Source organism: Kribbella jiaozuonensis, assembly GCF_005233875.1.
Lineage (GTDB): Bacteria > Actinomycetota > Actinomycetes > Propionibacteriales > Kribbellaceae > Kribbella > Kribbella jiaozuonensis.
Genome location: NZ_SZPZ01000001.1, coordinates 189492 through 213139 on the forward strand (window position 1 = coordinate 189492; position 23648 = coordinate 213139).

Sequence of the window (23648 nt, forward strand, 5' to 3'; positions counted from 1 at the left end):
TCACCCCCCCGCCGGGGGCCGTCGCCTTTCTCCGTTCAGCCAAGTAAGCGTAAAGATTCTCGCTTTTCTGCGCGTGAGAGCGTTCCCACTTTATGCAGGGTCTTGACAATGTAATTGCCTGGTCACACTTTGTAGAGCATGAAACCGCCTGCACACCGCCCCCAGGCAGCGGTCGTCATCAGCCTGCTCGCCGTACTCATGGCCTTCCTGGTCCCCGCTTCCGCCTCCGCGGCTACCAATCTCGTCGCGAACGCCGGCTTCGAGTCCGGCACGCTGTCGGGTTGGTCCTGTCCCGCCGGCGGCGTCACGACGTCCGCCCCGCACTCCGGCTCGTACGCCCTTCAGGCGACCCCGAGCGGGAGCGACATCGCCAAGTGCTCCCAGTCCGTAGCGGTCCAGCCCAATACGGCGTACACGCTGTCGGCGTGGGTCAAGGGATCGAATGTCTACGTCGGCGTGGACGGTGGTCCCAGTACGTGGACAACTAGCTCCGGCTGGAGTCAGCTGACCGTGCCGTTCACCACGGGCGCTTCGGCGACGTCGGTGACGATCTACGTCCACAGCTGGTACGCGCTCCCGGCGTACCAGGCCGACGACGTCGTACTGGATGGTCCCGGTGGTACGGCGGACACCACGCCGCCGTCGACGCCAGGTGGCCTGACGGTCGGCAGCCCGACCTCGAGCTCGCTCAAGCTGAACTGGTCCGCCGCGTCCGACGCGAACGGCATCGACCACTACGACGTGGTCCGCGGGACGGGCGCCGCGCAGAGCGTCGGCAACGTCACCAGCTGGACCGCGACCGGTCTTGCCGCGTCTACGACCTACTCGTTCAAGGTGCGCGCATGCGATCCGAGCGGCAACTGCTCGCCGTACGGCGCAACCGTGTCGGGCACCACGTCGGACGGCGGCACCAATCCGCCGGCCGGCAACCTGCCCGCGCATGTGCTCACCGGGTACTGGCAGAACTTCAACAACGGCGCGACGGTGCAGAAGATCTCCGACGTACCCGCGGCGTACGACTTGATCGCGGTGGCCTTCGCCGATGCCGACTCGTCCCGGCCGGGTGCCATCACGTTCAACCTGGACAGCGCCGGGCTCGGTGGTTACACGGTCGCGCAGTTCAAGGCCGACATCGCGGCGAAGCAGGCGGCCGGTAAGAAGGTCATCCTGTCCGTCGGCGGCCAGAACGGCACCATCTCTGTTGCTGATCCCACCGCGGCGGCCAACTTCGCCTCGAGCGCGCTGTCGGTGCTGCGTACCTATGGCTTCGACGGGATCGACATCGACCTGGAGAACGGCGTCAACGCGCAGTACATGGGTCAGGCTTTGCGGAGCCTGCAGAGCCAGTTCGGTAGCGGACTGGTGATCACGATGGCGCCGCAGACGATCGACATGCAGAGCACGTCGTTCGAGTACTTCAAGCTGGCGCTGGCGATCAAGGACATCCTGACCATCGTCAACGTGCAGTACTACAACTCCGGCTCGATGAACGGCTGCGACGGACAGGTCTACTCGCAGGGCTCGGTCGACTTCATCACCGCCCAGGCCTGCATCATGCTGCAGGGCGGACTGCGTCCCGACCAGGTCGGTCTGGGCCTGCCGGCGTCGTCGCGGGCGGCCGGTAGCGGGTACGTCTCGCCGACGGTCGTCAACAACGCTCTGGACTGCCTCACCAAGGGCACCGGCTGCGGCAACTACCGGCCGAGCTCCCCGTGGCCGTCGCTGCGTGGGGCGATGACCTGGTCGACCAACTGGGACGCGCTGAACGGCAACCAGTTCGCGAACCAGGTCGGCAGCCACGTGCACTCGCTGCCCTGATCATGCATAGCTATCGACCGGCTCCAGTGTTGGAGGCGCTCGGTGTCTGCTCGGAGGACGAGCAGCTCTACCGGGCGCTTCTGGCCCGCCCGGAGTCCACAGCCACTGACCTGACCACGTTCGTCGATTGGCCCGCCAACCGGGTCGGCCGGCACCTGCGGTCCTTACTGTCGCTCGGCCTGGCGTCGCGTACGCCAGGCCGTCCGGCCCGCTACCTGCCCGCAGTACCGGAAGCCGCGGTCGAGTTGCTCGCACTCCGGAAGCAGGCCGCGATCGTCGAGGCGCGGTTGGGTGCTTCGGTGCTCACTGCCGAGTTCCGGCAGCCGGATGCGTTCACGGTCATCCGGGGCGCCGAGGCCATCGCGCAACGGTTCTACCAGGCGCAGCAGTGCGCGCAGGACGAAGTACTCGTGCTGGATCGCATGCCGTACGCGCGCCGGTTGGATGGAGTGAGGCACCGGATCATCTACGACATGGCGTCGTTGTCGGAGCCCGGCGACCTGACCGCGGCCCGATCGGCAGGTTGCTGCCGGATGCTGCGCGACGTCCCGCTGAAGCTGGTCGTCGTCGATCGCCGGACTGCTCTGTTGCCGACCGCTGCCGATGTGGTTGTGGAACTCGGTCCGTCGAGCCTCCTGGACGCTCTGCTCCGCCTCTTCGAGCTGTTGTGGAAGCAGGCGAGCCCGCTGACCCCATCGGTGTCAGAAGGCCCGCTGACGTCGGACGACCAGCAGCTCCTCTCGCTGGCCGCAGCAGGTCTGACGGACCAAGCCATAGCCCGTCGCCTCGGCGTCGCGCAGCGAACCGTAGAACGCCGAATGCAACGCATCCTGAAGGCACTCGACGCCACCACCCGCTTCCAGGCCGGCCTCAGGGCTGGCCAACGCGGGCTGCTCGTCTAGTCCGTGACGTCAGCAACAGTGGCGTTCAGAGCCTTGGCAAGCGCCTGTGCGTCCACGGTGATGCCAACGCCGTGGTCTCCACCGCCGATCGAGATAGTGCCGGTGATCCGCTCGTCCGCGATCACCGGCCAGGCGTGTGTGCTGCCGAGCGGCGTGATCGTCCCGCGCACGTACCCGGTGACGTCGAACGCCGTGTCCTTGTCGGGCATCGAGATCCGGTTCACGCCGAGCAGTGCCCGCAGTTTCGGCCACGCGATCTCGCGGTCACCCGGTACCAGCACGAACCGGTAGTCGTCGTCGGACAGTCGTACGACGATCGTCTTGATCAACCGGGCCGGCTCGATACCCCGCGCCGCCGCGGCCTCCTCCAACGAGTTCACCCGGCCGTGCCTGGTCACCTCATAGGTGAGCCCCAACTGATCAGCAGCATCCGTCGCCTTCGTCACCTGGCCAGTTTCGCATTCGTCTGCTTGAGCAGCACGGAAAGGACCAGGCTGACCGTGAACAGTGCCCCGGCCTCGAGCGCGACCCCGGTCCAGCCTCCGTGACTCCACGCCGTACCCGCCAGCCCGCCGAACACCGACGACCCCAGGTAGAAGGAGAAGAGGTACATGCTCGACGCCTGCGCGGTGCCGACGCCGCTCGCGTGCGCCCGAGCGGGCACCCAGCCGCTGGCGACGCCGTGCACGGCGAAGAACCCTGCCGTCATCACAGCCAGCCCCAGCACGATCAGCGGCAGTGGGCTGGCCAGCGTGATGGCTACACCGGCCAGGGTGATCAAGCACCCGATCGGCACGACCTTCCGTCGCCCGTAGCGGTCCGCGAGCGTCCCCGCCGTCGCTGAGCCTGCTGACCCGAGCAGATAGACACAGAAGACCAGCCCTGCGGCTCCAGCGCTCAGTTTGTAGGGCGAACCGGACAGTCGGAAGACCGCTCCGTTGTAGACAGCGACGAACGCGCCGACCGCCGTGGCGGCGATCCCGTAGAGGGCGAGGAGTGCGGGGTCACGCAGTACCTTCACGCTCGGCCGCGCCGGGCTCGGGCGGAAGTTCCGCGACGCTGGAAGGAGCAGCCAGACGATCGCAGCGCACAGTACGCCGACCGCGGCGATCCCACCGGTCGCGAACCGCCATCCGCCGAGGTCCGACAATCCTCCCGCGATCAGACGTCCCGCCATGCCGCCAACCGCAGTACCCGCGATGTAGAGGCCGCTGGCTCTCGCGTGGCTGTCCTGGTGCACCTCCTCGCGCAGATAGGCCATCGCGACCGCGGGCAGTCCGGCCATCGCGATCCCCTGCAGACCCCGCAGCGCCAGCAGCGTGTGCCAGGTCGGGGCGAATGCGCTCAGAAGTGCGAAGACTGACGTCGCCGCGACCGACCAGCGCATCAGATTGGTCCGGCCGAGGACCTCCGACGCCGGACCGGCGACCAGCAGCGCGAGACCGAGTCCGAACGTGGCGAACGACACGCTGAACGCGCTCTGACTGGGGGAGACGTGGAATGCGTCGACGAGCTGGGGAAGCAGCGGCTGCGTGCTGTAGAGCAGAGCGAACGTGGCCAGTCCGGCCGCGAACAGCGCGACCGAGAGCTTGCGGTACTCCGGGTCTCCGGGCAGGTACCCGGTCTGGCGAGCAACGGACTGGTGCATGTCTTCGACGGTCGCACGCCTGCTGCGATACGTAAAATGTCGATCTCAGCGGAAATCGATACGCTTTCAGTATGCATGTCGAGGATCTGCGGTGGTTCGCCGTACTCGCTGAGACCGAGCACCTGACCGAGGCGGCGGCCGCGCTGGGGACCAGCCAGCCGAATCTGTCCCGGTCGCTGCAGCGGGTGGAGCGGGCGTTCGGGGTGGCGTTGTTCGAGCGGGAACGCCGTGGTGTGCGGCTGAATCCGTACGGCCGGCTCGTACTGGAGGCGGCGCGGGCCGGGACGATGGCGGTCGATACCGCGAAGCGCCGGATCGACGCGCTCGTCGACCCGGAGTCCGGCACGGTGCGGCTGGCGTTCCTGCACTCGGTCGCGACGAGCCTGATGCCGGACCTGCTGAAGGCGTTCCGGGCGGACGCGCCGAGCGTGGGGTTCGCGCTGCGGCAGGAGCCGGCGCACGACATCGTCCAGGACCTCGAGACTGGCGAGGCCGAGATCGCGATCATCGCGCCGCGGCCGGATCCTTCCCGCTTCGGCTGGCATCTCCTGGAACGGCAGCGGCTGTGTCTGCACGTGCCGCCTGGCCACGCTCTGGCTTCTCGGCATCGGGTCGAGCTGGAGGAGGTCCGGGACGAGCCGTTCGTCGCGCTGCAGCCCGGCTTCGGCTTCCAGCGGGTGACGGACCGGTTGTGCGAGGCCGCGGGGTTCACGCCGCGGTTCGCGTTCCAGGCGACGGACCTCGCGACGATCGACAGCCTGGTCGGTGCGGGCCTCGGCGTGGCGATCCTCCCGGCCGGTGCGGTCCGCGGCAACGACAGCGGTGCGGTGTCGATACCGCTGGCCGGCGTACAGGCTCGTCGGGAGATCGGAATGTCGTGGCGGCTGAGTACTCCGTTGACGCCCGCAGCCGAGCGTTTCCGGACGTTCGTCCGATCCCGACCGGTCACCTCCAGCTGACTGCTATGACAACGACTTCCGTAGCGTTCGTCCAATTTTCCAGGTGTCGACTTGCAGTCAGAGGCCTTTCCACCGCACTCTTTCCTGCGTGAGGAAGCGTCTGGGTTCGTTCCGGCCGAGTCGCCGGCTGCTCTTCGCAGCCGGGACGGCGGCGGCTGCGTCGACGGTTGCGGCAGCGTCCGCGGCCGAGGCGGTCCCAGTTTCCCCGCAGTCAGAGACCGACGGCGCGACCGGGCTGGCTTATTTGGGCAACTACGGCTCCGGTGTGCTCGGTGCCTGGGAGCGCCAGGCGCGTGCGATCTCGAACGAAGCGCAGATCCGCCGGACGCGTGAGAACGACGGCGTCTTCATGTTCGGCGACAGCATCGGCGTCCAGGACGGACCGGCGCTGGCCCGTCAGCTGGCCCAGCTCGGCATCATGACGGCGGTCCACAACTGGGCCGGCCGCCCGGTGACGCCCGCGGTCGACGCGCTGGACACGTGGGCCCAGGACTACGGCCTGCCGCACCGGATCCTGATGTCGGTCGGCTCCAACGACATCTTCACGCCGCCCGCGGTGGCCGCACAGGTCGACCGGACCATGCAGATCGCCGGTCCGGAGCGGACCGTCTACTGGGTCAACGTGCAGGCTGCCCGCACCGCGTTCATCCCGGAGATCAAGGTCGCCGACCAGCGCAACAGCGCCTGGATCAACCTGCAGCTCGCCGAGGCCGCTCGCCGCCACGAGAACCTGCGCATCATTCACTGGGCCGAGCACCTGGCTTCCAGCCCGAACCGGCTGGCCCGTTACCTTCGCGACGGTCTGCACCCGTCCATCCCGCTCGGGCGGAACGCCCGCAACGGCCTGATCATCGAAGCGATCAAGGCCGGCTGAGCGCGACTCGTCGCCGCACCCAGCCGGACCCTGTCTCAGAAGCCCGCGGTGATGCGGGTGAAGTCCCAGTCGCCCTGGGCGATACCGCTGCAGTTCGAGACCACACCGCCGCCGGCGCAACCGCGGTCGCGGTTGACCGACCAGAACGCCAGCCGGCCGAGCCCGTTGCTCTTGGCCCAGTTGGTGATGTTCTGCCAGGTCGCGGTCGACGTCATCTCCTGCTGGTCGGACAGACCGTTCATGCCGGAGACGCCTTGGTGCGAGTACGCCTCCGCGGTGGACCAGCCGAAGGTCGACTTCAGCTTGTTGTTCAGGCCCTGCGACGCGGCGACCGTGTCGTTGTAGATGTTCGAGCTGCCGAAGTCGAACGGCATCAGCGTGAAGATGTCGATGTTCGCGCCGAGTGCCTTCGACTGGTCGATCAGCCGGTTTCCGTAGTACGTCGGACCGGTCGTCGACGTACCGAACGTGACGATGGTCTGGATACCGGGGTTGTTCTGCTTGACGATCTTCAGCGCGGTCAGGATCCGGTCCTGCACGGCCTCGTTCTCGAACTCGTCGGAGTTCTCGATGTCGATGTCGATCGCCTTCAGGTTGTAGGCGCTGATGACCTGCTGGTACGCGCCGGCCAGCGCCTCCGGGGTGCTGCAGTTCGGGCCGAGCTTGTTGCCGCTCCAGCCGCCGAACGACGGTACGACGTCACCGCCACCGGCCCGGATCGCTGCGATCGCGCTGGCGTCCGCACCACCCTGGAGCGGCCGGGTGCTGTCCCAGGCCGGGCTGCAGCCGCCGCCCGACAGGACGAACGCCATGGTGAACCACTTGATCCCGGTGGCGTTCATCACGGTCGACGGGCTCGGCGGGTCGCCCCAGCCCATGTAGAGGTACGGCGCCGCCTGCTTCGAGCCGGTGTTGCCGCCGCCGTTGCCGGTGGTGACCGAGACGGTGTTGCTCTTCGGTCCCTCACCAGCGCTGTTGGATGCGCTCACCTGGTACGAGTACGACGTGTTCGCGCTGAGGCCGGAGTCCGTGTAGGACGTGCCGCTGGGCGAGCCGACCTTCGAGCCGTTGCGGTAGACGTTGTAGCTCGTGGCGCCTGACGCAGCGGACCAGGACAGGTTCACCGACGTGCCAGACGCCGTACCCGAGAGACCTGTGGGTGCGCCGGGAGCGGTGCCGCCACCGCCGCCCGAGCACGAGCCGCCGTTCAACCGGCACGCGGCGACGCCGGCGAAGTTGCCCGGGCTGCCGTTGAAGCCGAAGCTGACGGTTGCCCCGGGCGCGAGCGGTCCGGCCCAGCTCGGCGGAGTGAACGTGTGCGTCTGTCCGCTGCTGGTGTGGTTGGCGTCCCAGGTGCTGGTGACGGTGTAGCCGGACGGGAAGTCCAGTGCGACCGACCAGGTGCTGAGGGAGCTGGTGGTGCCGTTGGTGACAGTCACCTTGCCCTCGAAGCCGCTGCCCCAGTCGGACACTTTGGTGAAGGTGGCAGAGACTCCTGCCGCGCTGGCCGCCTGTGCGGTCAGCAGAGCGATGACCACGGCCGAGATGGCCGCTATCGCCAGGGTGATGCGTCGTTTCATGATGCTCCGATCAGTGGGCGGTACGTGATCAGACCTGGCCCCAGAGTGCGGGGACGTTCGGTGGCTCCCAGCCGGTCAGGGAGGTGTGGCCCTGGATGCACCTGTAGGTGACGCCGTTGTAGGTCACCAGCGCACCGGTTGCGTACGTCGTGTTCGGCGCCCACGGAGTGGCCGATGTGGGCGGCGTCGTCGGCGGCGTCGTGGGAGGCGTGGTCGGGGGAGTTGTAGGCGGGGTAGTGGGAGGCGTCGTGGGCGGGGTGGTCGGCGGCGTGGTGGGCGGTGTCGTCGGGGGGCCGCTGCAGCCGGCGGTGTTGGCGTTGACCGAGTCGACCACGTTGTTGAAGAGGGTGACGCCGGGGTCGAGTGCCTCGAGGGAGTACATCATCGCGCCGGCCAGGCCGTTGCAGTGCTGGTAGTCCGCCTTGGCCTTGATCGACTGGGCGTTGTCACCCGACCAGAACGTGCCGTTGCTGTAGAACCAGGAGGACTTGGTCGCGTCGTCGAAGTACGTGAACGACGGGTTGTCGACGAAGCCGGTCAGCTCCTTGTAGAACGAGACACCTGGGACGTTGCCGCTCAGTGCGTGCCCGTCGGCCGGTCCGGTCGCAGTCTGGTACTTGCCGTTGGCCGTGGCCGGTACACCCTTCCATCCCCTGTAGTAGAAGGGATATCCGATGCTCAGCTTGTTCGCCGGGAACCCGCCAGGGATGCCGTACGCCGAGTCGCCGGTCGTCCACGCCTTCACCGCAGCGTCGACGGAGTACTTGCCCTGACCCGGTGGGATGGGGTTGCTCGGGTCGTTCGGCGCTGTGTAGAGCGGGTCCTGGAAGTTCGTCGGCCCGGTGGCCTCCCAGCCGCCGTGCATGTCGTACGACATGACGTTGTTGTAGTCCAGGTACTGCCCGATCTTGTTGGTCTCGATCGTGGCGATCTTGTCCTGGCCGGCCGGAGTGGCGGCGGTCAGGTAGTACCGCTTGCCGGTCTGGCTGCCGTACGCGTTGAGCTGCGTGCGGAACTCGGCCAGCAGCGACGTGAAGTTCTGCTTGTCGGCGACGCTGTAGTGGTTGCCGACGTGGCCGTTCGGCGAGCCTGGGTACTCCCAGTCGATGTCGACACCGTCGAAGATGCCGGCCGCGGAACCAGCGCCGCCGAAGCCGTCGATGACCGGCAGATCGCCCTTGAGGAACATGTTCACGCACGAGCTGACCAGGGCCTTGCGCTTGGCGTCGGTCGAGGCCGCGTCGGAGAAGTACTTCGAGTACGTCCAGCCGCCGATCGAGATCAGGATCTTCAGGTTCGGGTACCTCGCCTTGAGCTTCTTGAGCTGGTTGAAGTTCCCTTGGATCGGCTGGTTCCACACATCACCGACTCCGTCGACGCTGATGTCCGCGCCGTACGACTTGCCGTAGTCCGCGAACGCGTCACCCGCGCCGTCACCGGCGTTCGGGTTGTTCTCGTCCTGCGACGCGGCCTTGTTGGCCATGAAGCAGGTGTGGTTCGTCGGGTCGATGTTCGCGAACGCGTAGTTCAGGAAGTCCAGCTTCCCGGCCGCGCCGGTGGTGATCAGGTTCTTGGGGTAGAAGGCGTTGGCGTAGATACCCCACTGGGTGAAGTACGCCGTTTTGACGCCACCACTGCTGGCCTGCGCCATGGTGGCGGCGTTGGCAGTGGTGGCGGTGTCCGGGCCGGCAAGAGATACTCCGGCTGCGGTGAGCAGGGCGGTGGCCGCGACGGCTGAGGTGGCGGCGAGCAGGCGTAATCGACTCATCTGGGATCCTCCGGAGCGATGGGGCGGAAGCGGTCCGGTGAAATTTAGTTAAAGACGCTTCGAAAGGAACCGTAACCGTTCCCGGCGGGTTGGTCTCGGGCTCGTCGTGGCGGGTTCCCGCTGCTGACGGAAACCCGACAACGCTTTGTCCACAGGGATTCCGTTCGGGTGCGCGGAGCAGGCCGGACAACGGCATCTTCTTGGCATGGACACGAACTCATCAGCCAATTCGGTGCTCATGGCAACTACCAACGATGCTCTCCTCGACGATCTGTTGCGGCTGGCCGCGGCCGCGTCGATCACACCTCTGGTCGAGCCCGACCTGCACGGCCTCCGGCGCAACTGGCACACCTGCTCGCTGGTCGTGATCGGCCGGGACCTGGCCGAGCCGTTGGCCCGCCTCCAGCCCGCGCAACGACCGGGAGTCGTCGTGGTCGGCTCGGCGCTCGACGGCGACGATCTCTACCGCTGCGCCTTCGACGTCGGCGCCGATGTCGTGTGCCGCCTGCCCGACGACGAGACCACGCTCGCCGGCAAGTTGGCCGACGCCCTGGATGGTGTGAATCGGAAGGCCGTCACCCTCGCCTTCGTCGGCGGCTGCGGGGGAGCGGGCGCAACCACGCTCGCCGCTGCGGTCGCGGTCCTTGGCAACCGGCGCGGGTTCCGGACGATGCTCATCGACGGGGACCCGCTAGGTGGTGGCATAGAGCTTGCCCTAGGCATCGAACGCGATCCGGGCGACCGTTGGCCCAAACTCCTCAACGCCTCCGGCCGCGTCAGCGCCGCCGCTCTTCGCTCGGCGCTGCCATCCGTCGACGGCCTCGCCGTACTGTCCTGGGATCAGTCCGACGTCACCGTCCTGCCGCCGGACACCATGAGCTCAGTCATCGGCGCCGCCCAACGCAGCAACGACCTCGTCGTTCTCGATCTCCCTCGCCGCGCCGACCCCACCGTCGAGGAGGGTTTCATCCGCTCCACCGCGACCCTCCTCGTCGTCCCATGCGACGTCCGCTCAGTAGCCGCCGCCAAACGCCTCTCCGGCCCCCTCCGCTCCGTCGCCGGCGACCTCCGCGTAGTAGCCCGCAGCACCCGCCCAGCCCTCTCACCCGTAGACGTCTCCACCCACCTCTCCTTGCCCCTAGCAACGAAACTGGGCATCGACCGCACCCTCCCCACCGCCATGGACCAAGGCCACTTCACCCCCACCCCCCGAAGCCCCCTAACCCGAGCCGCCACCACCCTCCTAGACCTCTTCAACCTGACAGCCCCGACCGCCGCATGACCACCACCGATGTCCCTGCACAGCTGCTCGATCGCGTGCGGGGCACCCTCGCTCTGACCGGCGCCGAGCCAACCCCCGTGCAGGTAGCCGCAGCCCTCCGCGCCGACGGAACCATCTGCGGCGACGCCATGGTCCTCGCCGTCGTGACCGCCCTCCGCCGCGAAGCCCTGGGCGCCGGCCCCCTCGACAGCCTCCTCGCCGAGCCGGGCGTGACCGACATCCTGGTCAACGGCCCCGACGAGGTCTACATCGACCGCGGCCGCGGACTCGAGTTCGTAGCCATCCGCACCGGCGACGAACCCGCCATCCGACGCCTCGCCACCAGACTCGCCGCCGCAGCCGGCCGCCGCCTCGACGACTCCACGCCGTACGTCGACGTGCGCCTCTCCGACGGCACCCGCTTCCACGCCGTACTCGCCCCGATCGCCGCCCCCGGAACCTGCCTGTCCCTCCGCGTCCCCTCCCGCAAGGTCTTCACCCTCGAGGACCTCGTAACAGCCGGAGCCCTCCCTCAAGCCGGCGTCCCGATCCTCCGCGACCTCCTGGACTCCCGCCTGGCGTTCCTCATCAGCGGCGGGACCGGCACCGGCAAAACCACTCTCCTGAACTCCCTCCTCTCCCTGATCGACCCGTCCGAACGCCTGGTCCTCGTAGAAGACGCCAGCGAACTACGCCCCGACCACCCGCACGTAGTCCGCCTGGAAGCCCGCCCACCGAACGTAGAAGGCACCGGCGAAATCTCCCTCCGAGACCTCGTCCGCCAAGCCCTCCGCATGCGCCCCGACCGCCTAGTAGTAGGCGAAGTCCGCGGCCCAGAAGTCGTAGACCTCCTCATCGCCCTGAACACCGGCCACGAAGGCGGCTGCGGCACCATCCACGCCAACTCCGCCGCCGACGTACCCGCCCGCCTGGAAGCCCTAGGCGCCTTGGCCGGCCTCACCCGAGAAGCCATCCACAGCCAAATCACCTCAGCCCTACACGCCGTAATCCACCTGACCCGAACCCCATCCGGCCGCCGCCGAATAGCCGAGATCCACACCTTCACCCCTCACCCCAACGGCCCCCCAACCACCCACCCCGCCGTCACCTTCCACCCCAACAACACCCTCACCCTCCACCCACCCGCCCACCTCTTCACCAAAGTCCCTGGTACTGCGGTGAATGCAGCGTGAATCCAGCCTTCCTCGCTGCCGCCCTCACCCTCCTCACCTGCGCCCTCGCACTCCCACCCCCAACCGCAGCCCTCCGCCGGCTGCAAGCCAGCAGGCCCCCCAATCTGACCCGCCCACAACCCACCGACGCACCACAACCAACCCGCAGCCCGCTCAGAACCCGACTAACCCGCGCCGCCCTCCTCACCCCTCCAACCGCCATAGCCACAGCGATCCTCGGCCCCCAAGCCCTCGTCTCAACCCTCGCCATCACGGCCATCCTCACCCTGATCACCCACCAACGAGCCCAACATCAACACCAAAAATCCACCGCCGCCCGCCGCGCCAACATCATCGAAGCCCTCGACGTACTAGCAGCAGACCTCTCCGCCGGCCGCCCACCAATCGCCGCCCTGGAAGGCGCAGCCTCCATCAGCCCCGACCTAGAAGTCGCCCACGCCGCAGCCAAGCTGGGCGCCGACGTCCCCGCCGCCCTGATCCGAGCATCAACCAAGCCAGGCGCCACCAGCCTCCGAGCCCTCGCGGCCGCCTGGCGCGTCACCGAGGAATCCGGCGCCGCCTTCGCCGCCCTCACCGAACGCCTCGCCAACTCCCTCCGAGCCGACGAAGCCATCCACCGCCAAACCGAATCCAGCCTCGCCGGCGCCCGCTCCACCGCCCGAATCCTCGCCATCCTCCCCGCCTTCGGCATAACCCTCGGCTACGCCCTAGGCGCCCACCCCCTCACCTTCCTAACCACCACCCCACCCGGCTGGCTCTGCCTAACAGCAGGCCTAGCCCTAACCACAGCAGGCCTCCACTGGACCACCCACCTCTCCACCCACCCAACCTGACCGCTCACCCGGTCCACCACCACCCAACCCGACCGCTCGCCGCCCTCCGTCCGCCCAACCTGACTGCCCGCCCCTCTCTCACCCCCCAACCGCAGCGTCAACCTGAGCCCCCATGACCCAAGCCTTCGCCGCCGCAACAGCAGTTGCCCTAAGCATCTATTTCCTACTTCCACCCCGCCCCAACCTCCGCCGCCTAACCCGCCCCCGACCTCGCACCCGCCCACGCACCCCGCCCCACCACCGCCTAGCAGCCACCGCCACAGCCCTAGCCGCCCTACTCCTCATCGGCCTCCCCTGGGGCGCAATCCCAGCAGCCATCGCCCTGTACGCCGTCCCCCGATCCCTCTCCCGCCTAGAACCAGCCGCCACCAAACAACGCAACGCCCAACTAGCCCGCGACCTCCCACTAGCCATCGACCTCCTGACCGCCTGCCTACGCGCCGGCCGCCCACCCCAACACGCATTGACCCTCGTAGCCGAAGCCCTCCCCGGCCCCCTGGCCGATCTCTTCACAAAGATCGCCCACCACCTAGCCCTCGGCGCAGACCCATCCACCGCCTGGGCTCACCTACGCGCCGAACCCTCCTGCGCCCCCATGGCCCGAGCAATCACCCGCTCCATCCGCTCCGGCGCCCCACTCTCCAAAACCCTCGAACACCTAGCCGACGAAACCCGCCGCTCCCGCCACCACACCGCCGACCAACAAGCCAGAGCCACCGAGTCCCGAGCAGCCCTCCCACTAGGCCTCTGCTTCCTCCCAGCCTTCGTCCTCCTCTCAATAGTCCCCACCATCGCCGACTCCCTGATCCCCTACGTCCTCACCCCCTAACCGAGAAATCCACAACCCCAAAAGTCCTTATAAAAAAGCCCATCCAACAACGGCATGTTGTCAACGACGACTCACTCCAAGCCGAGCCCAGGAGGCCGCACATGTCCACCCCAGTAGTAGCCCCCAGCAACCACCCCAACCCCAATCCCGCCCAAGCCAACCTCCACCTCACCCAAGCCAGCCCCCAGCCCACCCGAGCCAACCCCCTCACCACCACCAAACCCTCCGACTCTCATATCTCCGAGCCCTTCCCGTCCCGCACCCCGGAGCACCTCCTGCCCCACATCTCCAATCACCTGCTGCCCGACACTCGAGAACATCGCCGCGCCCGCACCCTCCGACGCCTCCGCCCGCGCACCCTCCGAGACCTCCGAACCCGAACAGAACGCGGCGCCGCAACCGCCGAGTACGCCGTCACGATCGTCGCCGCCTGCGGCCTGGGCGGCATCTTGGTAGCCCTCCTCAAATCCCCCGTGATGCAGAACGCCCTCAAAGCCCTCATCAACTACGCCCTCAAAATCGCCGGCGTAGAAGGCGTCCACCTCTAACCACCCCCGATCCGGCGACCGGTCGGGCCACCCCTCCCCGACCGGTCGCCACCCCAAGGAGCCCCCATTGCCCCGCCGCCCGCCACCCAACTCGACCGCCCACCCCAACGGCTCCCTCCACACCGCCGAGTCCCGCCCGACAGCCGATTCCCCCGAGACCGCGTGTCCCCACCGCACCGCGTGCTCCGACCGCACCGCGTGCTCCCACCACGCCGCGTGTTCCCATCGCACCGCCGGCTCCACCCAAACCACTCGCTGCCATTCCCCCAACAGCTCCCACCGCCCCAGGACGTCCCGCCGCAACCACTGCGGCGCCGTGACGGCGGAACTCGCGATTGCACTGCCCGTGCTGTTTTCCCTGCTCCTCTTAGGTATCTGGTCCATCGGTCTCGTCGTACTCAACATCCGATGCATGGACGCCGCCCGCGACGTAGCCCGAGCAGTAGCCCGGGGCGAACCACCCGATCAAGCAGAAGCCATCGGCCGCCGCACCATCCCGACCGGCACGATCACCATCACTCGCGAGTCCGAAGACATCCACGTAACCGTCTCCGCGACCCCGACCCACACCCCTCCACTCCTCACTCTCCTGACTCCCACCCGCCTAACAGCAACCGCGACCCTCCAAGCCGAACCAGAGGCGACCCCATGACCCGATCGGAACGAGGCAGCGCCACCATCCACACCCTGCTAGCCGCCGTCCTCCTCATCACAGCCCTAGCCGCAGCCACCCTCTGGTCCACCATCTCCACCGCGCGCCACAGACTCACCACCGCGGCAGACCTAACCGCCCTAAGTGCCGCCCAATTCCTGGCGACATCCGAATTGCCCACCGATCCCGCATCTGCCGTCGGCGACGCGCGCGCGGCTGCCACCGGCGACGTGCGCGCGGCTGCTAGCGGCGACACCAGCGCGGCTGCCGTCGGCGACATGCGCGCGGCCGCCACACACGCGATGGCTACCTCGCTGACTACGCAGCGACTTGATGCGATGCACTCGTCAAATGCCGATCAACCGACCGTCACCGAACCCGCCGCGCCGTGTGAAACCGCGGCCCGCATTGCGATTCTCAACAAGGTCCGCCTCGCCAGCTGCCGCGTGACTGCTGACGATGTAACCATCCAGGTGTCGCTCGAGCTCGATCTTCCGTTCGGCCATCGGACCCTCGTTGCGACCGCCAGGGCCGGTCCTCTCTGAGCACCGCCAACAGGGCAAACTAGAGCCTGGTTCTGGTGTGGTCGCGATCTGGTCGCAATCTGGTAGAGATGCCGCGTTGATGTGGACGACTCGCGTCGCCGCGCTCCATGATCTGGAACCGAGTCCAACTCATCTTCCCGGACGTACTTCCCCGACGCCCGGACGGATACCTCGGAGGCCCGTTTGCCCGACCGGATTCGGCTGTTGCTGGTCGACGACCAGATCCTCAGCCGAGGCTTGCTCCGCAGCGGTCTGGAGCGCGAACGCGATCTGGAGATCGTTGCCGAGCTCAACAGAACCGACGACGTCGTGGGTGCGGCGAAACGGCACCGCGCGAACGTCGCTCTGCTCGACGCGGGCGGACCGGGGAACCACAGCATCACCGTCACCACCAAGCTGCGTACGTCGATGCCGGAATGCCGGGTCGTCATGCTCACCACGTACGGTCGACCGGTGCACCTCCGCCGCGGGCTCGACGCTGGCGCCAAAGGGTTCGCGCTGAAGGGGTGTCCGGCACCGCAGCTTGCGGATGCAGTACGCCGGGTGCACCTCGGCCTCCGCGTGGTCGACGCAGACCTCGCCGCCGAGACGCTGCAGTACTCCGAGACTCCCCTCGATCAGAACGAGACCGACACCCTGCGCGCCGCACGAGAAGGCGGTTCGGTTGCGCTGATGGCACGCAAGCTCCAGGTGTCCGAGCGCGTCGTACGCACCCGGCTCTGGTCCGCCATCGGTAAGACCGGAGCCCGCACGCGTTCCGACGCGATCCAGGTAGCCGAGCAAAACGGCTGGCTCCTCGATTAGCCGAGGCACGATGGCTGGCTGCGTCGATTAGCCGAGCACGACGGCTGGATGCGTCGACTAGCCGAGGCAGGCGGTGGCCAGGGTGCGGAGGCGGTGGACGGTTTGGGGGAGCGTCTGTAGGTCCTGGCTGATCAAGGCGGTCAGGTCTTGGCCTTGCATCCACCCTGGAGGAGGTTCTTTGCCGACTTCGACGTCGAGGCGTTCGGCGAGGTGGCACAGGTGGAGCGAGACCGTGCGGAGGAACAGGTCGTCGCCGATCGCGGCCAGCGTGCCGCCGGAGTCGACGTACTTCTGGAGGATGCGGGAGATCCGGGCAGGGTCGTCACCGCCGAAACTCAGCGCGGCGCGGGAGAATTCCAGGGTGGCGCTTTCGCAGGCCACGCTCTCCCAATCGATCAGGACGGGGCCTTCGGCTGAGACCAGGACGTTGTACGGCTCGAGATCGCCGTGGCTCAGTACTTGGTCGTCGGCTGCGGTGAACGCGGCCTGGATCGACCGGCCCAGCTCGCCGAAGAAGCCGACCTTCTCAGCGAGCGCATCTGCCCACGGCTTGTCCTGGCTTCGGCCGATTGCCGCCCATTCCTCCCAGCGGTCGCGCGGGAAGACTCCCCACCAACGCCATTCGGGCTGTACGCCGGTCAGCGGCATCAGCCCGTGTAGCCGCGCAGCGACCCGTCCGAGCCACGCTGCCACGTCATCGGCGGGTGTGAGCGTGCGGTGGTCGATCCAGTCGTACAGGCGAACAGTGCCGAAGTCGTCCACCCGGGCCGCGTATCCGAAGGCCGGAGCCGTCGGTTCGACCGGCCGGGCGATGGGCAGGCCTTGCGCGAGTGCGGCCGCCTCCAGCGCCATGCCCTGCTCGATGCGGGTCCACCATGGTGGGTCTTCGAGGCCCCACAGCCGTTTGACGAGATAGTCGGCTGAGGCTGTTCGAAGACGCCAGGTCTCGAAGCTGGTGTGCTGGACCGGGGTAAGAGGCTCGATGGACCGGCCGAGTCCGAAGACCTTGGCGATGGATTCCGCCGCGTGCTTCAAGACTCGAGTTGGTCTAGGAGCCAGCGGGGGCCGACGGCGGTCGCGCCGGTGGGGTCTGTTCGCTCGCGGAGGCCGCGGTCGGCGGTGACCACGGTGACCTCAGGACTTTGGGGTTGTGCCGCGGCTTCGGCGGTGACGGCAGCGATGGTGTCGTCGCCGGAGCCTGGGGCGAGGACGACGCGAAGGTTGCCGGTGTCGGGAGCGTCGGGGCCGGTGACGGCGGCTCGGGCGGCGCCTTCGAGGATCACGACGATGTCGGTCGTGTCCTGCAGGCGTTGCTGGAGTACGGCGAGCTTCGTGAGGAGACGTCGCGCTGCGCCGGGGCGATCGCGCCACCAGCCGTCGGGGCGGGAACCGACGACGTTCGCAGCATCTACCACGATCACCTGAGGCCGCTCGCTCGTCATGAGGCCAGTCTGCCGGAAGGCGGCCGCGCGCTCCGGTAGAGAACTGTCGCCGCGGGTCAGCCGCACGTCGCCAGGAACTCTCCGGTGTGGGTGACGAGGATGTGCGGGCCGGGCGTGGCGGGGATCCGTTCGGCGGACGAACGGACGGCGTGGCGGGTGCTGGCGGGGGAGATGACGAGCGTGTCGGCCGCGTCGATCGCGATGAGTTCGTCGTCGGCTCGGACCAGGACAGGAGCCGTGTAGGACCACGAGAGGGCGGTTCGGCCCGCAGACAGGCCGGCCAGGGTAGCGGCCGCCAACTCGCCCGGGCCTTCGGCGTTGGCGTCTACGGCGATCCAGGTGGTGGGGGAGCCGGGTGGCGTGAATGAAGTCGGGTTGTGCCAGTCGCTGCCGCCGATGGGGGTGGTGCCTTCGAGACCCCAGGCCTGCCACCAGGCGATGGGCCCACCCCAGGTGTGGTCCAGCCAGGAGGAGTGCCAGATCTCGGCGAGCGGTGGGTGTTCGGGGAGCGGGTGACGCCAGGCGCAGTCGCCGCCGAGGGGGTGGTTGATGGAGAGGAGACCGCCGCGGCGGGCGACCTCGGAGACCCAGGTGGCGGCGGGTTGGCGGAAGTCGATCACGCCGATCTCGCCGAACGCGTTGGCGTGGCCGGTGTCGGTGGTGACTTCCTGGCCGGGGATGAGGCCGATGCCGAAATGGTTGCTGAGCGCGGGGAGTTCTGCGTGGTGGGCGACGGTGTTGTGGTCGGTAACGGCGAGTACGTCGAGGCCGGCCGACACCCCGAGTGCAGCGAGGTTGGCGACCGGGGTGGAGCCGTCGGAGTGGAGTGAGTGCGCGTGGAAGTCGCCGGCGATCCATTTCAGTCCGGAGGATGCGGGGAGCGTACGGCGTGGTGGTCGCGGCGGTACTGCGATGGCGGCGCTCGCGTCGGCGTACTCGTTGAGGCCCGGGATGTTGGAGACCGGGCCTGTGGTGGCTTCGACGAGGAGTTCGACGCCTTCGACCGGGATGCGGTGCAGGCCGAGGACGATCCACCAGGTGCCTGGTTCGAGTTCGCCGGGGAGGTAGCCGGGGGTGGCGGCGTCGGGGGTGATGGCGAAGGTTTGACGGGCGCCGCCGGACCACCCGCGCCAGCCGGCCGCGCCTTCGCAGCCGATGTCGATGACGGCACCTTCGACCGGCGGGATGGTGAGGGTGACAAGCAGGCCGGGGCAGTCGGCCGGGATGTCGACGGGGAGCGAGTGCCATGGAGACTCGGCTCGATCGTCCAGCGTCCAGCGGCGCTTGTAGGAGGTCACAGCCATCAGACGGCTTCCCAGCTCTCCGGTGTCCGGCGGTACGACGTGGCGGCCACCCGACACGGGTGAGGGCGATACGACGTGACGGTCATGAGGCGACCGTGGCTGGTTGGCGGGCTAGGAGTTCGCCGGAGTTGCGGTCGTAGAGGAGGACTCGGGAGGCGGGGGCGGTGAGGACGACTGCGGTGCCTGGAGTGGGTTCGGCTTCTTCGGGGACGGTCACGCCGACGAGGGTGCCGTCGCAGTCGACGGTGACGAGCGACTGGGTGCCGAGGTTCTCGGCGACGACAACAACGCCGCGGAGGGCAGGTCCGGTGACATCACCCGAGACGACCGTGAGGTACTCAGGCCGGATACCGACCGTCACCTCGGCGTCGGCAGGAACAGAACCGGTTGTAGCAGGCAACGAACCACCCGCCACCGAGACTGCCCCGGTGCCAGACGTGGTGACTGTGCCCGGCAGGAGGTTCATCGGAGTCGAGCCGATGAAGTTGGCCACGAAGGTGTTCACAGGCCGGGCAAAGACCTCACGAGGCGACCCCAACTGGCGAAGCTTGCCGGAGTCCATCACGGCGATCCGATCGGCCAGCGCGAGGGCTTCCGCCTGGTCATGGGTGACGAAGACCGTCGTGATGCCGAGGTCCCGTTGCAGCTTCTTCAGGAACGTGCGGGCTTCGAGGCGGAGCCGGGCGTCGAGGTTCGACAACGGCTCGTCCAGCAGCAGCACCTTGCCCTCGGATGCGATCGCACGCGCAAGCGCGACACGCTGCTGCTGCCCGCCGGACAGCTGCGCCGGCTTGCGTTCGAGCAACCCCTGCAGCGACAGTTCGCCCGCGGTACGAGAAGCAACATCGGCACGAGTAGCCGCGGCGACCCGGCGTACCTTCAAGGGGTAGGTGATGTTCTCGGAGACGTTCATGTGCGGGAAGAGCGCGTAGTCCTGGAAGACCATCGCGACGCCGCGCTTGCCCGGCTCGACCCGTGTCACATCGGCCGAGTCGATCCGGACCGTGCCCTCGCTGGCAGCTTCCAGACCGGCGATCGTCCGGAGCAGGGTCGTCTTGCCGCAGCCGGACGGGCCGAGGAGGGCGAAGAACTCGCCGTCGGCCACGTGCAGGTCCAGCCCGTCGACGGCGCGGACGCCGTTCGGGTAGACGGTTGCGAGGCCTTCGATGTCGATGCCCGCCATCAGCTCTTGATCCCTCCATGGAAGCGGAACCCGTACCGCGAGTTCACCAACAGGTACAGCACGACGACCGGGATCGAGAACAGCAGCGAGAACACCGGCAGCACCTGCAGGTTCACGCTGCCGCCTTCGTCGGTGAGGGTCTGCATCAGCACCGCACCGGGCTGCTTGTCGATCGACCGGAGAAGCAGGAAGGGCACCAGGAAGTTGCCCCAGGAGTTCACGAACGCCCAGACCATGATCGTCGCGAGCCCGGGCCGTGCGACCGGGAGTACGACATCGCGCAGGATCTGGCCCGTCGACGCGCCGAAGACCCGCGCCGACTCCTCGTAGGATTTCGGCACCGCGTCGACGAAGTCCTTCAGGATGAAGATTGCCGCTGGCAACAACCCGCCGGTCATCACCAGCGCGACCCCGAACCGGGAGTCGATCAGCCCCAGCTGGAACATCATCACGAAGATCGGCACCATCGCCGCCGTACCCGTGACCACCGACGACAACAGCAGCAACCCGTAGAGCAACGCGTCCCGTCCCGGGATCCGCACCCGCGACAGCGCGTACGACGCCAACGCCGCGAACGCCGTCACGGCAACGGCCGTCGTCACGCAGATCAGCAGCGAGTTGACCATCGAGTGCATCGCGTACGGGTGCTCGAGGGTCTTGCGGAAGTTCTCCAGCGTCCAGTCCGGCCAGTGCACGCCGAGGCCGGGCGACGCGTCGAACGGCGCCGAGGCGATCCACAGCATCGGTACGGCGAAGAACAGCGTGATCGCGCAGATCAGCACGTAGAACCCAATGCGCCGCAGGACGAAGGCGGGGGTCGTCGGCAACGACTGCCTGCTCATGAGCGCCTCCGAAGCAGTCGCAGGTAGATCAATGAGACCAGCAGGTTCGCGATCAGCAGCAGGAACGAGATCGCCGACGAGTACCCGAGCTCACCGCCCTGCAGCGCCACGTTGTAGATGTACACCGGCACCGTCTCGGACTCGTGGTTCGGTCCGCCCTTGGTGAGCAGGAACGGTGAGAAGTCGTTCGCCGTCCACAGCGAGATCAGCAGCGTGTTCGTCAGCACATGTCCGCGAATGTGCGGGAACACCACGTCCCGCAGCGTCTGCCAGCCCGATGCGCCGACCATCCGCGCCGACTCGAGCTGCGACGGCGGGACGGCCTGCAACGCGGACGAGTAGAGCATCATCGAGAACGCCGTACCGCGCCACGTGTTGAAGACCACGAGGCAGGCCATCGGATAGTCGATCAGCCACGCGGTCCCCGACGTACCCAGCAAGCTGTTGAGCGTGCCACCGTCGCGGTCGTAGAACGCGACCCACAGGTACGCGACCACGGTCGACGGCAGGATCCACGCGAGCAGGACGAAGGCCTCGACGGTACGGCGTACGGCGGGCCGCGTACGCCGCATGATCCACGCCAGCGTGAAGCCGAGGATGTTCTGCCCGATGATCGCCGAACCGAGCACGAACACCAACGTCAGCCACAACGCGTTGTGGAACAGCGCGTCGTTCAACGCCTTGGTGTAGTTCGACAGCCCCACGATCGACGGCGACACGGCCTCGACACCGGTCAGCCGGTAGTTCGTGATGCCGATGTAGATCGTCCAGAGCGCGGGGAAGATCAGGAAAGCGCCGATCAGCAGGAACGCGGGCGCGACGAAGCCGAGGGCCCGGCCGACGCCGAGCCCCGCGACATCCCGGGCGGGCGCACGACCCCGCCCGGGCCCGACGCCCTCAAGAGGTGCGGAGGGGGAAGCCATCAGTTACTGGTGACCTTGTCCTTGCCGCCGGCCGCGGTCTCGACCGCCTTCTGGTACGCCGATGCCGCCGCGTCCGTGCTCTTCCCGGCCACCACATCCGCGGTCGCCTGCTGCAGCGCCGCCGAGATCTTCGGGTACTCCGCCAGACCCGGACGGAACTGCGTGATCGGCAGGACCTTCTCGGCGATGAAGCTCAGCATCGGGTCACTCGCGAGTACTTCGCTGTTGACGTCGGACCGCTGCGTGATCTTCGCCGCGCCGTCGAGCGACGCCTTCACCATCTCCGAGGAGTTCATGAACTGCAGCAGCTCCCACGCCTGCTGCGGGAACTTCGTGTTCGGGTTGATCACGGTCGCGCCGCCGCCCGACATCGAGACGAAGTCCTGGCCCTTCACGCCCGCGCCCGGCTTCATGGCCGGGATCAGTGCCCAGCCCACCGCGCTGTCGCGGTCGGCCATCTTGGCCACACCCTCCTTGGGCTCCACCACGCTGCGCCAGAAGTAGTCGCTCTCGCCGAGGATGCCGATCTTGTTCGCCGCGAACTCCGCGAACGACTTGTCCCGGCCCTTGGCCTCCTTCTGCAGCACGGGGTCGCCGAGACCGGTGCTGTAGATCTGGTGGTAGAAGTCCAGCACCTGCCGCAGCTGCGGGCTGTTGCCCAGCCACTTGCCGTCGGTGTTGACGGTCGCGCCGGTGCCGACCAGCAGCGGCAGTACGCCCTGCATGGTGGTCGCCTCGCCCATCGCCGTACCGGCGTTGATCTGGATCGGCGTCACGCCGGGCAGCTTCTTCAGCGCCTGGCCGGCCGAGATGATGTCGTCCCACGACTTCGGCTGCCAGTCGGCCGGCAGTCCGGCCTGCTGGAACAGCTTCTTGTTGAAGTAGAGCACCCGGCCGTCGGTGCCGCCCGGTACGCCGTACCGCTGGCCGTTGTAGCTGCCGAGCGCCTGGACGGACTCGGGGATCTGCTTCCAGCCGTCCCAGTCGTTCACCTTGGCGGCGTCGCCGACGGTGTCGGTGAGCGGCTTGATGTACCCGGCCTGCGCGAACTCGCCGACCCAGATGCCGTCGATCTGGAACAGGTCCGGTCCGGACTTGTTCGACAGGTCGAGGGACAGCTTCTGCTTGTAGACCTCGTCGTCGGAGCCGTCGCCCTGGAACTTGACCGTGACGTCGACGCCCTTGCCCTTCTGGTCGGCGACGAACTTCGGGATCAGTACGTCGGACAGGAACGTCGCCCCGGCGCTGCTCTTACCGCCCTTGACCGAGTTCGAGCCGATGGTCAGCTCGACCTTCTTGGCGTCGGCGTTCCGGTTCGCGTCCTGACCGCCGCTGCTGCCCGCGTCGGAGGAGCCGAGGCATCCGGTGAGCAGCGCGAGGGCGGCGGCGCCGAGGACGCCGGCGGTGGTCAACCGCGAGAGTGATCGCATCGAGGCTCCTAGCGAAAGGCGAAAGTGGGCCGGGGAGAGTGCCGGTCAAAGATTGTCACTCTCAAACGACTATGTGAAGACTTTTTCCCAACCGCGCGTGAACCATGCAGGTGCTGTAGGCAACGAAGCGTGCGCTGTCAAGCCGGGATTCCGCGGGACGCATTGCGGAAGAGTTAAAGGATGCTCAAGGTTCTGTGGCAACAGGTAGTTGACTAGATACAGAGCGTGAGGATCGGAGCTACTGTCTTGCCGACCGGTTCAGTGGATCGGAGGTGACAGACATGGGACTGCTCCACGGAGTTGCTTGCCT

At 67.6% G+C, this 23648-nt stretch carries 23 protein-coding genes; 12 read left to right on the top strand and 11 right to left on the bottom strand.

Going from position 1 to position 23648, the window contains the following annotated elements:
• Positions 1-138 precede the first annotated feature (138 nt).
• Both FDA38_RS00930 and FDA38_RS00935 read left to right on the top strand, forming a co-directional pair.
• Entirely contained in the window at positions 139-1818 is a 1680-nt protein-coding gene (locus tag FDA38_RS00930; RefSeq protein WP_137252167.1) for a chitinase, read from the top strand.
• Between the two features lie 2 nt (positions 1819-1820).
• A complete protein-coding gene (locus tag FDA38_RS00935; RefSeq protein ID WP_137252168.1) occupies positions 1821-2720 on the top strand; it encodes a helix-turn-helix domain-containing protein in 900 nt (299 codons plus the stop codon).
• Here FDA38_RS00935 and FDA38_RS00940 read toward each other — a convergent pair.
• Both FDA38_RS00940 and FDA38_RS00945 read right to left on the bottom strand, forming a co-directional pair.
• On the bottom strand, positions 2717-3166 hold the full coding sequence (locus FDA38_RS00940; RefSeq protein ID WP_137252169.1) for an aminoacyl-tRNA deacylase: 450 nt from the start codon (positions 3164-3166) through the stop codon (positions 2717-2719). The genes FDA38_RS00935 and FDA38_RS00940 overlap by 4 nt on opposite strands.
• Positions 3163-4368: an MFS transporter gene (locus tag FDA38_RS00945; RefSeq protein WP_137252170.1), complete on the bottom strand. Its 1206-nt coding sequence runs from the start codon at positions 4366-4368 to the stop codon at positions 3163-3165. Before FDA38_RS00945 ends, FDA38_RS00940 begins: the two co-directional genes overlap by 4 nt.
• A gap of 71 nt (positions 4369-4439) precedes the next feature.
• Here FDA38_RS00945 and FDA38_RS00950 point away from each other — a divergent pair, with 71 nt between their 5' ends.
• Both FDA38_RS00950 and FDA38_RS00955 read left to right on the top strand, forming a co-directional pair.
• Positions 4440-5327 carry a LysR family transcriptional regulator gene (locus FDA38_RS00950; RefSeq protein ID WP_137252171.1) on the top strand — a complete coding sequence of 296 codons (888 nt, stop codon included), beginning with the start codon at positions 4440-4442 and terminating at the stop codon, positions 5325-5327.
• A gap of 88 nt (positions 5328-5415) precedes the next feature.
• Positions 5416-6201, top strand: coding sequence for an SGNH/GDSL hydrolase family protein (locus tag FDA38_RS00955; protein WP_170989538.1), 786 nt, complete (start codon positions 5416-5418; stop codon positions 6199-6201).
• Between the two features lie 35 nt (positions 6202-6236).
• Here FDA38_RS00955 and FDA38_RS00960 read toward each other — a convergent pair whose 3' ends face one another.
• Together FDA38_RS00960 and FDA38_RS00965 are read right to left on the bottom strand one after the other, a co-directional pair.
• The gene (locus FDA38_RS00960) at positions 6237-7781 is read right to left on the bottom strand and encodes a cellulose binding domain-containing protein (RefSeq protein ID WP_137252172.1); all 1545 of its coding nucleotides are present in this window, start codon (positions 7779-7781) and stop codon (positions 6237-6239) included.
• Positions 7782-7809: 28 nt separating this feature from the next.
• On the bottom strand, positions 7810-9549 hold the full coding sequence (locus tag FDA38_RS00965) for a glycosyl hydrolase family 18 protein (RefSeq protein WP_137252173.1): 1740 nt from the start codon (positions 9547-9549) through the stop codon (positions 7810-7812).
• A 205-nt stretch (positions 9550-9754) separates the two neighbouring features.
• Here FDA38_RS00965 and ssd point away from each other — a divergent pair, with 205 nt between their 5' ends.
• From ssd to FDA38_RS01005, 8 genes are all read left to right on the top strand, one after another.
• Positions 9755-10831, top strand: coding sequence for a septum site-determining protein Ssd (ssd, locus tag FDA38_RS00970; protein WP_137252174.1), 1077 nt, complete (start codon positions 9755-9757; stop codon positions 10829-10831).
• Positions 10828-12003: a TadA family conjugal transfer-associated ATPase gene (locus FDA38_RS00975; RefSeq protein WP_137252175.1), complete on the top strand. Its 1176-nt coding sequence runs from the start codon at positions 10828-10830 to the stop codon at positions 12001-12003. The genes ssd and FDA38_RS00975 overlap by 4 nt, the downstream gene beginning before the upstream one ends.
• Entirely contained in the window at positions 12000-12836 is an 837-nt protein-coding gene (locus FDA38_RS00980; RefSeq protein WP_137252176.1) for a type II secretion system F family protein, read from the top strand. Before FDA38_RS00975 ends, FDA38_RS00980 begins: the two co-directional genes overlap by 4 nt.
• Positions 12837-12948: 112 nt before the next feature.
• Entirely contained in the window at positions 12949-13665 is a 717-nt protein-coding gene (locus tag FDA38_RS42845; protein WP_233714451.1) for a type II secretion system F family protein, read from the top strand.
• Between the two features lie 101 nt (positions 13666-13766).
• Positions 13767-14213 carry a DUF4244 domain-containing protein gene (locus FDA38_RS42570; RefSeq protein WP_137252177.1) on the top strand — a complete coding sequence of 149 codons (447 nt, stop codon included), beginning with the start codon at positions 13767-13769 and terminating at the stop codon, positions 14211-14213.
• Positions 14214-14529: 316 nt separating this feature from the next.
• Positions 14530-14865, top strand: a complete 336-nt coding sequence (locus FDA38_RS42015; RefSeq protein ID WP_170989539.1) for a TadE family type IV pilus minor pilin — start codon at positions 14530-14532, stop codon at positions 14863-14865.
• Complete coding sequence (locus tag FDA38_RS01000) at positions 14862-15410, top strand: pilus assembly protein TadG-related protein (RefSeq protein WP_137252179.1); 549 nt, start codon at positions 14862-14864, stop codon at positions 15408-15410. Before FDA38_RS42015 ends, FDA38_RS01000 begins: the two co-directional genes overlap by 4 nt.
• A gap of 183 nt (positions 15411-15593) precedes the next feature.
• Positions 15594-16214 (top strand): response regulator transcription factor, encoded by a 621-nt coding sequence (locus tag FDA38_RS01005; RefSeq protein ID WP_137252180.1) that lies wholly within the window; start codon positions 15594-15596, stop codon positions 16212-16214.
• A 57-nt stretch (positions 16215-16271) separates the two neighbouring features.
• On the opposite strand, the gene FDA38_RS01010 is transcribed toward FDA38_RS01005, so the two are convergent.
• From FDA38_RS01010 to FDA38_RS01040, 7 genes are all read right to left on the bottom strand, one after another.
• Positions 16272-17249, bottom strand: coding sequence for a phosphotransferase family protein (locus FDA38_RS01010; protein WP_170989540.1), 978 nt, complete (start codon positions 17247-17249; stop codon positions 16272-16274).
• On the bottom strand, positions 17246-17656 hold the full coding sequence (locus tag FDA38_RS01015) for a hypothetical protein (RefSeq protein WP_137252182.1): 411 nt from the start codon (positions 17654-17656) through the stop codon (positions 17246-17248). Before FDA38_RS01015 ends, FDA38_RS01010 begins: the two co-directional genes overlap by 4 nt.
• 56 nt (positions 17657-17712) lie before the next feature.
• Positions 17713-18960, bottom strand: coding sequence for a CehA/McbA family metallohydrolase (locus tag FDA38_RS01020; RefSeq protein WP_137252183.1), 1248 nt, complete (start codon positions 18958-18960; stop codon positions 17713-17715).
• 82 nt (positions 18961-19042) lie between these two features.
• Complete coding sequence (locus FDA38_RS01025) at positions 19043-20143, bottom strand: ABC transporter ATP-binding protein (protein ID WP_137252184.1); 1101 nt, start codon at positions 20141-20143, stop codon at positions 19043-19045.
• A complete protein-coding gene (locus FDA38_RS01030) occupies positions 20143-20985 on the bottom strand; it encodes a carbohydrate ABC transporter permease (RefSeq protein ID WP_137252185.1) in 843 nt (280 codons plus the stop codon). Before FDA38_RS01030 ends, FDA38_RS01025 begins: the two co-directional genes overlap by 1 nt.
• Positions 20982-21908 carry a carbohydrate ABC transporter permease gene (locus FDA38_RS01035; protein ID WP_137252186.1) on the bottom strand — a complete coding sequence of 309 codons (927 nt, stop codon included), beginning with the start codon at positions 21906-21908 and terminating at the stop codon, positions 20982-20984. Before FDA38_RS01035 ends, FDA38_RS01030 begins: the two co-directional genes overlap by 4 nt.
• On the bottom strand, positions 21908-23338 hold the full coding sequence (locus FDA38_RS01040; RefSeq protein ID WP_137252187.1) for an extracellular solute-binding protein: 1431 nt from the start codon (positions 23336-23338) through the stop codon (positions 21908-21910). Before FDA38_RS01040 ends, FDA38_RS01035 begins: the two co-directional genes overlap by 1 nt.
• Positions 23339-23648 lie beyond the last annotated feature (310 nt).